General features: G+C 64.3%; 11 protein-coding genes. 6 read left to right on the top strand and 5 right to left on the bottom strand.

What is annotated here, in order from left to right:
• Nucleotides 1-26 precede the first annotated feature (26 nt).
• From NKJ13_RS22395 to NKJ13_RS22380, 4 genes are read right to left on the bottom strand one after another with little or no spacing between them, the layout of a single operon-like run.
• Nucleotides 27-1,613: an ATP-binding protein gene (locus NKJ13_RS22395; protein WP_352751425.1), complete on the bottom strand. Its 1,587-nt coding sequence runs from the start codon at nt 1,611-1,613 to the stop codon at nt 27-29.
• Nucleotides 1,601-2,293: a response regulator transcription factor gene (locus NKJ13_RS22390; RefSeq protein WP_352507373.1), complete on the bottom strand. Its 693-nt coding sequence runs from the start codon at nt 2,291-2,293 to the stop codon at nt 1,601-1,603. The genes NKJ13_RS22395 and NKJ13_RS22390 overlap by 13 nt, the downstream gene beginning before the upstream one ends.
• A gap of 4 nt (nt 2,294-2,297) precedes the next feature.
• Complete coding sequence (locus tag NKJ13_RS22385) at nt 2,298-3,410, bottom strand: DUF4153 domain-containing protein (protein ID WP_352778354.1); 1,113 nt, start codon at nt 3,408-3,410, stop codon at nt 2,298-2,300.
• Nucleotides 3,302-3,850 carry a hypothetical protein gene (locus tag NKJ13_RS22380; protein ID WP_352778351.1) on the bottom strand — a complete coding sequence of 183 codons (549 nt, stop codon included), beginning with the start codon at nt 3,848-3,850 and terminating at the stop codon, nt 3,302-3,304. The genes NKJ13_RS22385 and NKJ13_RS22380 overlap by 109 nt, the downstream gene beginning before the upstream one ends.
• Before the next feature lie 278 nt (nt 3,851-4,128).
• Here NKJ13_RS22380 and NKJ13_RS22375 point away from each other — a divergent pair, with 278 nt between their 5' ends.
• Nucleotides 4,129-5,010, top strand: a complete 882-nt coding sequence (locus tag NKJ13_RS22375; protein ID WP_352507375.1) for an HpcH/HpaI aldolase/citrate lyase family protein — start codon at nt 4,129-4,131, stop codon at nt 5,008-5,010.
• A 28-nt stretch (nt 5,011-5,038) separates the two neighbouring features.
• Nucleotides 5,039-5,245, top strand: coding sequence for a DUF1737 domain-containing protein (locus NKJ13_RS22370; RefSeq protein WP_352470863.1), 207 nt, complete (start codon nt 5,039-5,041; stop codon nt 5,243-5,245).
• A 294-nt stretch (nt 5,246-5,539) separates the two neighbouring features.
• On the opposite strand, the gene NKJ13_RS22365 is transcribed toward NKJ13_RS22370, so the two are convergent.
• Nucleotides 5,540-5,962, bottom strand: coding sequence for a metallopeptidase family protein (locus NKJ13_RS22365; RefSeq protein ID WP_023680515.1), 423 nt, complete (start codon nt 5,960-5,962; stop codon nt 5,540-5,542).
• A gap of 233 nt (nt 5,963-6,195) precedes the next feature.
• Here NKJ13_RS22365 and NKJ13_RS22360 point away from each other — a divergent pair, with 233 nt between their 5' ends.
• From NKJ13_RS22360 to NKJ13_RS22345, 4 genes are all read left to right on the top strand, one after another.
• Nucleotides 6,196-6,948, top strand: coding sequence for a DUF3800 domain-containing protein (locus NKJ13_RS22360; protein ID WP_352507376.1), 753 nt, complete (start codon nt 6,196-6,198; stop codon nt 6,946-6,948).
• Between the two features lie 171 nt (nt 6,949-7,119).
• Nucleotides 7,120-8,202: an ImuA family protein gene (locus NKJ13_RS22355; protein ID WP_352507377.1), complete on the top strand. Its 1,083-nt coding sequence runs from the start codon at nt 7,120-7,122 to the stop codon at nt 8,200-8,202.
• A complete protein-coding gene (locus NKJ13_RS22350) occupies nt 8,135-9,613 on the top strand; it encodes a DUF6504 family protein (RefSeq protein ID WP_352507378.1) in 1,479 nt (492 codons plus the stop codon). The genes NKJ13_RS22355 and NKJ13_RS22350 overlap by 68 nt, the downstream gene beginning before the upstream one ends.
• Entirely contained in the window at nt 9,610-12,918 is a 3,309-nt protein-coding gene (locus NKJ13_RS22345) for an error-prone DNA polymerase (protein ID WP_352507379.1), read from the top strand. The genes NKJ13_RS22350 and NKJ13_RS22345 overlap by 4 nt, the downstream gene beginning before the upstream one ends.
• Nucleotides 12,919-12,920: the final 2 nt, after the last annotated feature.

Here is a 12,920-nt window from a genome sequence, read left to right as displayed (position 1 = left end):
TGGCCCTTCCGATCTGAACCGCCGAGTCACGCCGCCGGCAGGATGATCTCGAAGCGCGTGCCGCTCGCTGAGTCAACCAGCCGGATCGTGCCATCATGCGCTTTCAGGAGGGCCAGCACGATGCCGAGGCCCATACCGGTGCCGCCTGAATCGCGGCGCGTGGTGAAAAACGGCTCGAAGATGCGAGCCTGGTTGCTGGGCGAAATGCCGGCGCCGTCGTCGCTCACCTGGATCGTCGCCTTGCCGTCCGCGCTCGCCGCCGCAACGGAAACGAGCGTTGCGCCATGCCGCGCCGAATTGTCGATGAGATTGGCCAGCACGATTGCCGCGTTCTCGGCCGAGATGCGCAGGCCGATATCGCTGCCGGCCTCGAGGCGCATCGCCAGCCTGTCCTCGGCCGGCAGCAGCGCCAGCGCAGCACCGAGCGACGTGCTTTCGCCGCTCGGCTCGAGATTTTCGGCGCGCGCCAGGTCGAGCAGGCGGCGCACCAGAAGGTTGAGCCGGCCGGCATCGGTGACGATATTGTCCGAAAACCGCCGCCGCTCGGCCTCGTCCATCGCGCTGCCCGAATCGCGCAGCAGTTCGGCGGCCCCCTGGATCGCCGTCAGCGGCGATTTGAGCTCGTGCGAGACGTGGGTGGCAAAGGTCTGGATGCCGTCGGAGCGTGCGTGCAGCTTTTCGGCCATGTCGAGGAAAGCAGCAGAGAGTTCACCCATTTCGCGCGTGCCGTGGTGATCGAGCGGCCTGATCGCCGCGCGGTCGCCGGCGGCGATGCGTTTCGTGCGTTCCATCAGCGCATAGATCGGACGGCTGACGGCGCGCAGGAAGACCAGCCCGATCAGCAGCGCGCCGCCGAGGATGGCGATTGCCGCCAGCGCCACCTTGCCGCGCTCGCCATAGAGATGCTTGACGATGTTGTTCGGCGTCCGCGACAGATAGACGACGCCGGCGACCTTGCCGGAGACCGCAACCGGCATGGCCACGAAGACGCGAACCTTGGTGCCGCGGCTGACCGAATAGAGCGGCGGCGACGGCTGGTCGGGAACCCGCAGCCTGAGCGCGCTGGCGTAGCGGCCGGCAAGCGCTGCGCGAACCTCTTCGACAGCCGCGAGCGACAGGCCGGCCTCCTCACGGCCGGCGATGACCACGCCTCTGGGATCGAGCAGCCGGAAGCCGGCGAGCGTGGTCTTCTGCGTCTCGGCAAGAATGCCCGACAGGCGTGCGCCGATTGCCGCGAAGGCGGGATCGGCGCTGGCCGCGGTGGCCGCGGGCCGGGTCGGCAGGATCCCGTCGGACGCAAGATCGAGGCCCGGTTCGATCGGCTGGTAGGGAGAGGCCCGATCGCTGGTGTTGGGTGAAGGCACGGGTGCGCCTAGCTTTTCCGGGGCAAGGCCGGCCTCGCGAACCTCTTGCGCATAGATCGCGCCAAGGGCGGCGCCTTGGGCGATCAGCTCGGCCTCGGTCTGCCTGATCAGCTGGTTCTCGTAGAGCCGGAAGAAAAACAGGCCGGCCAGCGGCAGCGCCATCACCATGATCAGGATGGCGATGACGACCGTGGCGAGGCGAGGCCGCCATTTGCTGCCAATCAGTTCTTGGGCGCTCACGCGCCGCATCCGCCCAGCCGAAAACCGACGCCGTGCACGGTCTCGATCGCGTCGACGCAGCCGACGGCCGCCAGCTTGGCGCGGATATTGCGGATATGGCTGTCGACGGTGCGGTCTGCGACATGGATATTGGCCGCATAGGCGTTGGCCATCACCATGTCGCGGCCAAGCACATGCGCCGGCCGCGCCAAAAAGCCTTTCAGAATCGCGAATTCGATCGACGTCAGCGCCAGCGGCTTGCCGTCGAAGCTGGCTGTATGGCTTGCCGGAACCAGCAACAGTCTGCCATGCGAGAATTGCCGGTCGTCGGCTGGTTCCGGCGTGGGCCGGGAGCGGCGCAGGATGACGTTGACGCGGGCGACCAGCTCGCGCGGGCTGAACGGCTTGGTGACATAATCATCGCCGCCCATCTCCAGCCCGAGCACGCGGTCGATCTCTTCATCCCGCGCGGACAGGAACAGCACCGGCAGGTCGGATGTGTGGCGCAGCCGCCGGCACACTTCCAGCCCGTCCATTTCCGGCATGCCGATGTCGAGCACGACGAGATCGGGCGCATGGCGCTCTATCGCCTGCAGGGCAGCCGCGCCGTCCGGCACCGCCAGCGTTTTCATGCCGGCCTTTTCCAGCGCGAAGCAGATGATTTCGCGAATGTGCGGGTCGTCGTCGGCGACCAGTATGTGGTTCGGCATCAAATCAGCGGCCCGGCATGAAGGGTTCGGACATCGGAGGAACCACGAACGGGCCACGCCTGTCGAGGGCGCGGTTGAGCCGCCAGTCACGAAAGCTCCAGCCCCGCCAGTTTTCCTGGCCGGCGCGGAAGCGTGCTTCGTCCTGTGCATACCAGCCGGCGAGTTCGCGGATGGAGGCATCCTCCGCGGAAACCGTCCTGCTCTGGTGCTGGACGAAGCGATCGAGCGCTGGCAAGGCGCCGGGCCCGAGCGAGCGCAGGTACCAGACGTCGAGCTGGGTGCCTTGGCCGGTCATTTCGAAGCAATGGTCGACATTGTAGTTGGCGATCAGCGCGGCAAAGTTGATGAACGAGCAGGCATAGAGCGTCGCCGATAGCGTCAGAAGATTGGCGGCAAACAGCCATTCGTTGGACTTTTCGCGCGCGATGCGGGCTATGATCAGGACAAGGCCCGCCGCCACCAGCCCCATCCAGACGAACGCAGCGACACGCCAATAGGTCAGCGCATAGATACCGACATAGAGATCGAGCCGCAGGATCGACGAGACCACCAGGAGGATGTTCTGCGCCACCCAGGCATAAACCAGCCGGCGGATGAGCGGATCGCCGGAGGTCGCACTTCCCGGCCGCAGCGCCGCCAGCACGAAGCCGGCGGCCAGCAGCGCCGTGACGATCAGCGGATAGGCGCCGCGATGCGCGTAGGCGGCATAGGTCAGCCGGTCTGGAAGCGCGATGCCGCCCCACAGATAGGTGGCGTCGAGTGCGCTCTGCACCGCGAACAGGATGTTGAAGACGACGAGCGCGCGGAGGATAGCGGCCTTGCCGAAGACGATGTCCTCGATGGTGGTCCTGGTGGCCGGCGTCGCCGGTGCGCTGGCTGGCGACACCCTGCGGCGGCGGAGAAAGCGCGGCAGGCGCGGCTGCAGAAATGCCCAGACGCAGGCAAGCACGAACAGCCAGAAGGCGAGACGTGGCAGCTGGACGAGGTCGAGCAGTGCCATCAGGTCGATCAGCGAGAACCAATATTCAATGACCGGATTGGCGGCGCCGAACAGCGCGAGGAACACTGCGCCGAGGCCCAGCGGCATGACCCAGACGGCGATCGCCGCAAGGCGCACGCGCCGCCGGCCAAGCCGCCGCGCCGCCGTGCCGCCGTGCGCCAGCGGAAGAAATCAAGGACGAGCCGAAATGGCGTTGCAAGCAGGAACAGCGAGAGTTGGCCGGCAATACGGGCAAGGCCGCGCCGCAACCGTCCGGCCAGTGAAAGCGCGAAGATGGCCAGCCCCGCCAGCGCGATCGAGACGGACAGTGCGCTGACATTTTCCACAAGCGGCAGCAGCGCCATGAGCAGCGCAACCGGCTTGAACCAGAATTTGCCATCGTTGAAGGAGCCGAGAGGATGGAGAGCCATGCTCGCCGCGGCAATCGCAACGCCGAACAGGAAAAGCGTGATGCCCGCCGGTTGGCCATAGAAGAAAAAATCGGCCAGCGCGACGAGCAGGACGGCAACGCCGAAGCGGTTGCAATAGCTCGGCGCCGCCGGGAGGAATACTATCATGATCGGGCTTTCTCGGCGGCTTTGATGCGGCCGGTGGGCGGGGATTTCCGGACGAAAGGGAGGAGGTTTACCGAAGTCCGGGGCGGATCGACGAGCCACCAGCTTTCGCGGCGAAGCCGGTACGGCAGGGACCAACGGGAGTTCGTTTGCTCTTGCATGCCGCCCTTGTCGCATCCGGTCGGGTGGCAAGCGGGGCGGAGACGAGGAGATTTTCCGAAGTTGCGTGCAGTTTTTATGCACGGCTTGCCTCGGCCGGCTGCAGACGGCATAGATCGGAGATGACCACCGAAAGCTACCGCCCGCGCCGCTCGGTGCTTTACGTCCCGGCTTCGAACGACAAGGCGCTGGCCAAGATCCAATCGCTGGCCTGCGATACCGTCGTCATCGATCTCGAGGACGCCGTCGCCCCGGCCGACAAGCCTTCCGCGCGCGAAAAGCTGGTGGCGATTTTCGCCGGCCATTCCAACCGGCGCTGCGAGATGGTCGTGCGCATCAACGCGCTGTCGAGCGAGTGGGGCGGCGCCGACCTGCTGGCCGCGGCAAAATGCTCGCCCGACGCCATCCTGCTGCCCAAGGTCGACACGCCGCGCGACATTCTCGAGGCCGGCGACGTGCTCGACGACAATTTTATCGCCGACGAAGTCAAGCTATGGGCGATGATCGAGACGCCCAGGGCGCTGCTCAATATCGGGCCGATCGCTGAGCTCGGCCGCGACCCGGCCTCTCGACTGGTTTGTTTCGTTGCCGGAACGAACGACCTGGTCAAGGACACCGGCATTCTCGCCACGCCCGATCGGCGCTATCTCGTTCCATGGCTGATGCAGATGGTGCTCGCCGCGCGCGCCGGCGGCCTCGACCTGCTCGATGGTGTCTTCAATGATTTTCGCGATATGGACGGGTTTGCGCGCGAGTGCACGGAAGCGGCCGCCATGGGTTTTGACGGCAAGTCGCTGATCCATCCGGCTCAGATCGAAGCCGCGAACCGCGCCTTTGCACCGTCGCCCGAAGCAATAGCCGAAGCGCGCGCGGTCAAGGATGCCTTCGCGCTCGCCCAAAATACCGGTAGGGCGGTAGTTGCGCTGAACGGCAAGATGGTCGAGCGGCTGCATCTGGCGCAGGCCGAAAAACTGCTGGCGAAGGCCGCCGCTGTTCGCGCATGACTAACGCAACTGACGACAGGATTGAAGAATGAAACTCTACCGTTTTCTGTCCGGTCCGGACGATTCCAGCTTCTGCCACAAGGTGACGGCGGCGTTGAACAAGGGCTGGCACCTGTTCGGCTCGCCGACCTATGCCTATGACCAGGAAGCCAAGACCATGCGCTGCGGCCAGGCCGTGGTGAAGGACATCGAGGGCCAGGAATACGGCCCCGACACCAAGCTCAGCGATTGGTAGGGAGGTTCGCTGAAGCGCTCGTCCTTCGTCATCCTAGGGCGTAGCAGTCGCGAAGCGACGTCGCGGAGTACCCTAGGATCCATGCCGTTACCTCTGCCGAAGGGCACGGCGGATCAGGATTAGTCTAGTGTGATCTACCACCGATCGGGATAGCCCCGTTACCCAGAACGGGATGATGAGCGTTCGGTTCTGCACCGCCGGCGCACTGCATCACTATCACGGCATGGATCCTGGGGTCTGCGCCGCGTCGCTTCGCTCCTTGCTCCGCCCCAGGATGACGAGGAGCGGGGTCGCTCACTCCGCTGCCTCTTCGATCTTCTCCATATCGTCGTCCGACAGGCCGAAATGGTGGCCGATCTCGTGGATCAGCACATGGGTGACGATGTCGCCCAGCGTTTCCTCGTTCTCGGCCCAGTAGTCGAGGATGGCGCGACGATAGAGGGTGATGCGGTTCGGCCCCTCGCCGGTCTGCGGATTCCAGCGCTCGGCGATGCCGCGCCCCTCGAACAGGCCGAGCAGGTCGAAGGGCGTTTCCAGCGAAAGGTCGTCCATGATCTCGTCGGTCGGGAATTCGGCGATCTGAATGACGATCTCGCCGGTCAACTTGCGAAAGTCCTCCGGCAGATGGGCATAGGCCTCCAGCGCCAGGAGCTCGATTTCCTCCATCGTTGGCGAAAGCTGGTCGTGCCAGATGCGTGTTTGGTAGATGCGAGCCATGCTTTGTCCTTTGATCCCGGCATATAGGCTTTCAGGCCGAACTCGGCAAATGGTCGGGCTGCCGCCTTTGCCCCAGGATCATAAGCAGGAATAAATTCAGCGTGTCGTAATTCGCGTACGCACTGAGGAGGTGGTACCGTGCTGAACAAATTTCGAGCCGATGAGTCGACGGAAATGGTGGAAGGCGCGTCCTAGAGTTCCGCGACACCTTTCTTGCCCCTCGGGAAGGTTTGGTGGTCGTGATTGAGGTCTACCTAGACGAATCTGGCACTGACCATGACTCGCAAATTCTTTCCGTATCCGCCGTTTGGGCTTCAAAAGAAGACTGGCAGATCTGGACCCTCGAGTGGATCGTGGCGAAGGCGCCGATAAAAATTCACCACTCGGTCGATTGCCATAACAGGCATGGGGAGTACGAAGGGTGGACCCGTGAAGAGCGAGATAGACACGTCAAGCGCATCCTGCCGGTAGTCAAAAACCACTACATTCGGGGCATTATCGCCGCCGTCGACAGGCGGAAACTGAGCGAGGTCTTGGCTCACAAACATAGCTTAGCCATCAAGCCGGAAGACATGGTACGCGGCTGGTACTACATCTGCCTGCAATGGGCCCTTCGCAGCACGTGGGAGAAACTCGCATCGGAAGGCCACGATAACATCGCATTCGTCCATGAAGCCAACCAGTACAGCGCGGCGGCGACTGAGGCGTTCCAGCAAGTCCAGCGGCATTTTCCGGGAAAATCGGCGACTTTCAATTTCGGCTCAAAAACTAGGCACCCACCGCTTCAATGCGCAGACGTATTGGCATATGAGGGGAACCATCAAATGAGGAATTTTCGCGGTCCCCTACGAAAAACCCTCCAAGCTATCGACCCTAGCTTCAGCCGCTTTAGCTTTCGCAAATATGACGATGAAGAAGTCGATCAAATCGCCGACTTTACCGCCCAATATTTGAGACGCGTCGCTTCAGAATTGGCTTCAGGCTAGAGTCAAAAGCCGCCCCCTTTTTATCAACCCCAGGCTCCCGAGCGGTTTCCTTGAAAAGCTCGGATTGCTCTTTCTGGGAATAAATTCCCCATGACTCCGCTTGACTCTTCGGGCGGCCTCTGGAATCTATAGGAACATAACGGGAACAATTGTGAGTGGAAGCTGACCGTCATGGCGACAAGCGCCGTGGCGCGGGAGACTGTTTTTGCCCTGCGCCGCCAGATCGCGAAGATCGAAGGGACCTTGCCCGAGCGCCTGGAGGCGCCGGCCAGTTCGTCGTTTGACGCGGATGTCCCTCGTCAGAGTCTGACACCCTCTCGGCATCCGACACCCGCTCGGAATCTGACCATTGTCCGGCGCGGCCTCGCCGTGGCGCCGCCCGATGCGTTTTTGCGCACCGGCGCCGAGCGCCTCGATGCTGCGCTGAGCGGCGGCCTGCCGAAGGCGGCGGTGAGCGAGTTTCATGGCGCCGCGACCCGCGATGCCGGGGTCGTTGCCGGTTTTGCCTTGTCGCTCGTCAGCCTGATCCTAAGCCAGGGGCCGCGATTGCCGGTGCTGTGGATCGGCACATCAGAGGTTTTCCGCGAGGCCGGCTTTCCCTATGCCAGGGGGCTTCACGCCTTCTTCGGCATCGAGCCGGAGCAATTGCTGTTTTCCGAGGCGCCAAGGCTGCTCGATGCGCTGTGGATCGCCGAGGAGGCTGCCCGGATGACGGCGCTGGCCGCCGTCATCCTCGAAATCCGCGGCAGCCCGCAGCGGCTTGACCTCACCGCGACGCGGCGGCTGCACGCCCGCGCGCAGAGTGCGGGCCGGCCGCTGTTCCTGCTGCGCCAGGCCGGCGAGCCCGAACCGACGGCAGCGCCCGTCCGCCTCATCCTGTCGGCGGCACCGGCGGCAACGCGTAAGACGCTTGCCGGGCCGCTCGCCGGCTCGATCGGCCGGCCCGCCTTCACCGTCGCCATCGGCAAGAGCCGCACGGCCTTGCCCGGAAAATTCACACTGGAGTGGAACCCCGATGAACGCATATTCGAAGAAAGACGGGGCGAGCAAGGAAGGTCTCAGGAATGGGCCCCAGAACGGCCAAAGAATCCTATCCCTGTGGTTTCCGCATCTCGCCGCCGAGAGAATCCTGCGGCAGCGTCTGGGGCGGTCCTGGCGTTCCCGGCCGTCGGATCACCTGCCGCTGGTGATCAGTCACCGCGACCGGAACGCCCAGCGCATCGCCGCCCTCGACGAGCGGGCCGAGGCGCTTAATCTGAAGCGCGGCATGGGCATAGCCGACGCACGCGCCATGCATCCCTCGATCGACATCGTGGAGGCCGATCCGGAGGCCGACCGGCGCCTGCTCGAAGGCCTCGCCGACTGGTGCGACCGCTATACCCCGCTGGTGGCGCTTGACGGGACCGACGGCCTCTATCTCGACGTCACCGGCTGCACCCATCTTTTCGGCGGCGAACGCTCGATGCTGGACGATATCCTGTCGCGTTTTTTCCATCAGGGCTTCGATGTCCGCGCCGGGCTTGCCGCCACGCCTGGGGCTGCCTGGGCGGCGGCGCGGTTTGCTGGCGACCGCATCGTGCCCGATGGTAAGGAGGAAGCGCTTCTCGCGCCCTTGCCGCTGGCGGCGCTGCGCATCGACCCGGAGGTACGCGCCAGCCTCGAAAGCGTCGGCCTGCGCACGGCGGGCGCCGTCATGGCGGCACCGCGCGCGCCGCTGGCCCGCCGCTTCGGCGCATCGCTGCTCTTGCGTCTCGACCAGGCGCTTGGCCGCCTCGAGGAGGCCGTGTCGCCGCGCCTGCCGGTCGCACCGCTTTCGGTCGAGCGTCACCTTGCCGAGCCGATCATGCTGACCGAGGACATCGAGCGGCTGACCGGCATGCTGGCGACCACCTTGAAGAGCGACCTCGAGCGTCGCGGCGAGGGCGCAAGGCGGCTGGCGCTGCTGCTTTTCCGCGTCGATGGCGGCGTCAGCCGCATCGCCGTCGGCACCTCGCGGCCTCTGCGCGAGCCGCGGCTGATCCAGAAATTGTTCCACGAAAGGCTTGCCGCGCTCGAACAGGATATCGACGCCGGCTATGGCTTCGATCTCGTGCGCCTTTCGGTGCTGACCGCCGCCGCCTTCGACATGCAGCAGGCCGACCTTGCCGGCGAGACGAGCGACGACGGTGCCGATATCGCGCTTTTTGCCGACCGCATCCGCGCCCGGCTCGGCGAAGGTGCGGTCTTGAAACCGGTCGCCGTCGAGAGCCATCTGCCGGAGCGCGCCGTCGCCACCCTTCCCTTCGCGGAAGTGCCGCAGAGAACCTCGCCGCCGAAGCAGCCGGACAAGGCGAAGGACGCTCCCACGACCGTCTTCCAGCCGGAACGGCCGATCCGGCTTTTCCGTGCGCCCGAGCCGATCGAGGTGCCGGCCACCGAAATGCCGGAAGGCCCGCCTTTGAACTTCCGCTGGCGGCGCGCGCTCTACCGGGTCGCGCGCGCCGAAGGGCCGGAGCGCATCGCGCCGGAATGGTGGCGAGGGGCGGCGGGACGAGAAGATGCCCCGACCCGGGATTATTTCCGCATCGAGGATGCCGACGGCCGCCGTTACTGGCTCTATCGCCAGGGCCTTTACGGCGCCTCTCAAGTCCCGCCGCGCTGGTTCATGCATGGGATCTTCGCATGAATGCGCTGACGGCCATCCCCTATGCCGAATTCGGCATTCAGTCGAACTTCTCGTTCCTGCGCGGTGCCTCGAAACCGGAGGAGCTGGTGGTCGCGGCAAAATTCCTGGGGTTTTCGGCGATCGGTCTCGCCGACCGAAACACGGTGGCGGGCGTGGTGCGCGCCTGGCAGCAGGCCAAGGTGGAGGGTGTTTCCTATCATCCCGGCTGCCGCCTGGTTTTTTGCGACGGCACGCCGGACATCCTCGCCTACCCGCAGGACCGCAAGGGCTGGGGTCATCTGTGCCGCATGCTGACGCAGGCCAATCTGCGCGACGAGAACGAAAAGGGCGCAGCGCTTCTCAAACAGAGCGATCTTCTCGAATGGGGCGATCTCCTGTCGCTGGCCATACTGCCGGATCTGTCGGCGGACGCGGAAGCTGGCCTCGAACTGATTAGCCGGCTCAGGGATCGCTTCGGCGAAAACCTGAGGCTGGCGGTTTCGCCGGATTACCGCGGTAACGACCGCTTCCGTATCGAGCAGGCGGCGGCGATGGCCGAGCTGGCCGGCATCCCGCTGATGGCCACCAACGACGTGCTCTACCATACGTCGGAACGGCGCCCGCTGCAGGACGTGCTGACGGCGATCCGCCTCAATGTGCCCGTCGCCGAGGTGGGGCTGGAGCTGGCGGCCAATGCCGAGCGTCACTTAAAGCCGCCGCTGGAGATGGCACGGCTTTTCCGCAGGCATCCGCAAGCGCTGGCGGAAACGCTGCGTTTTGCCGGCGAGCTGACCTTCTCGCTCAGTGATCTGCAATACAACTATCCCGACGAGCCGACGGAATCGGGCCTCGGGCCGCAGGCCGAGCTGGAAAGGCTGGCCAAGGAGGGGGCCGCCATCCGCTACCCCTCGGGCGTGCCCGCTTTTGTGACGCAACGCATCGAGGAGGAGCTCGCCCTGATCGAGCGCCTGAACTACGCGCGCTATTTCCTGACTGTCCACGACATCGTCAAATTCGCCCGCAGCCAGAACATTCTCTGCCAGGGGCGCGGCTCCGCCGCCAACTCGATCGTCTGCTTCTGCATCGGCATCACCGAAGTTGGCCCGGACAAGATCGACACGCTTTTCGAGCGCTTCATTTCCGAGGAAAGAAACGAACCGCCCGACATCGACGTCGATTTCGAGCATGAAAAGCGCGAGGAGGTCATCCAGTACATCTATTCCAAATACAGTACCAAGCGCACCGCGCTGGCCGCTGCCGTCGTCAGCTACCGGGGCCGCTCGGCGATGCGCGAAGTGGCCAAGGCGATGGGCCTGTCGGACGACGTCCGCAGCGCGCTGTCCAGTTCGATCTGGGGCTGGTCGACCTCGGAACTCGGCGAAAAGGAGACAAAAGCCGGCGGCCTCGATCAGACCGATCCATCGACAAGGCACGTGATCGAATGCGCCAACGAGATCATGGGCTTTCCCCGTCATTTGTCGCAGCATGTCGGCGGTTTTGTCATCACCAGGGACCGGCTCGACGAGATCGTGCCCATCGTCAAGACGGCGATGGACGAGCGCAAGATGGTCGAGTGGGACAAGGACGACCTCGACGCGGTGAAAATCCTTAAAGTGGACGTGCTGGCGCTCGGCATGCTGACCTGCCTGCAGCGCGCCTTCACCCTGCTCCGGGATCATTATCCGGAGGCGCGGGACGATTACGGCCAACCCTATGTGCTGGCCACTCTGCCTGCCGAGGACAAGCGTGTCTACGACATGATCTGCCGCGCCGACACGATCGGCGTCTTCCAGATCGAATCCCGCGCGCAGATGTCGATGCTGCCGCGGCTGCGGCCGAAAAACTTTTACGATCTCGTCATCGAGGTGGCGATCGTGCGGCCCGGCCCGATCCAGGGCGACATGGTCCATCCCTATCTGCGCCGCCGGCAAGGCAAGGAAAAACCCGAATACCCCAAGCCGGAACTGGAAAAAATCCTCGGCAGGACGCTGGGCGTGCCGTTGTTCCAGGAGCAGGCGATGAAGATCGCCATCGTCGCCGGCGGCTTCAGGCCGGGCGAGGCCGATGAACTGCGCCGCGCCATGGCGACGTTCAAGCGCACCGGCACGATCGGCAATTACCGCAAGAGAATGGTCGACGGCATGGTCGCCAAGGGCTACGAAAAAGACTTCGCCGAGCGCTGCTTCAAACAGATCGAAGGCTTTGGCGAATACGGCTTTCCCGAAAGCCACGCCGCCTCCTTCGCCCTGCTGGTCTATGCCTCCTGCTGGTTCAAGACCTTCTATCCCGACGTGTTCTGTGCCGCGATCCTCAATTCCCAGCCGATGGGGTTTTACCAGCCGGCTCAGCTTGTCCGCGACGCGCATGACCACGGCGTCGAGATCCGCGACGTCGACGTCAATTTTTCCGGCTGGGATTGCGCCTTGGAGAAATCGCCTTTCGATCCGGATCGTATCCTTGACCGCCATGCCCAGATGCGCGGCGTCATCCGGACCAGCCATGCCGTCCGGCTGGGTTTTCGCCAGGTCAAGGGCCTGTCGAAGGAGCGCATGGAGACCTTTGTGCTGCGACGCGGCGACGGCTACGCATCCGTGCGCGATGTCTGGCTGCGCTCGGGCCTCAACGTCGACGAGATCGAAAAACTGGCACAGGCCGACGCTTTCCGCTCGCTTGGATTGAACCGCCGCGACGCTCTATGGGCGGTCCGCGCGCTCGACGGCAAGAGTGCCGCCGAAAAGCTGCCGCTGTTCGATCAGCCGGCGATCCGCTTGCGCGATCTCGAGCCTGAAACCCGGCTCCCGGCAATGCCGCTCGGCGAGCACGTCGTCCACGACTACCGCTCGCTCGGCCTGTCGCTGAAGGCGCACCCGGTCGCCTTCCTGCGTCAAAGGCTGGATCGGTCCGGCGTCACGCCCAATGCGCGGCTCGGCCAGGTGCGGGACGGCCGCCGCGTTTCGGTCGCCGGCCTCGTGCTGGTGCGGCAGCGGCCGGGCAATGGCAAGGCGATTTTCCTGACGCTGGAAGACGAGAATGCGGTCGCCAATATCATTTTCTGGGAAAGAACCTTCAACCGCTTCCGCCCCATCGTCATGGGCGCGCGTTTCATCCGCGTCACCGGCAAGCTGCAATCGGAATCGGACGTCATCCATATCGTCGCCGAGAAGGTCGAGGATCTGACGCCGTGGCTGTCGGTGCTGCTCGAGGAGGCAAGGCTTGTGGATGAACCTTCGAGCGGCCCCGAGGAGAAGCGGCCCGATAGCATCGCGCAAACGGAACTATTGGGAAAGGCAGAGAAGGTCATGCCCAAAGGGCGCAATTTTCAGTAGAA

The organism is Mesorhizobium sp. M0174 (assembly GCF_040322275.1).
GTDB lineage: Bacteria > Pseudomonadota > Alphaproteobacteria > Rhizobiales > Rhizobiaceae > Mesorhizobium.
The sequence above is the reverse complement of the archived record's forward strand: the minus strand, read 5'-3'. Positions and strand labels throughout refer to the sequence as shown.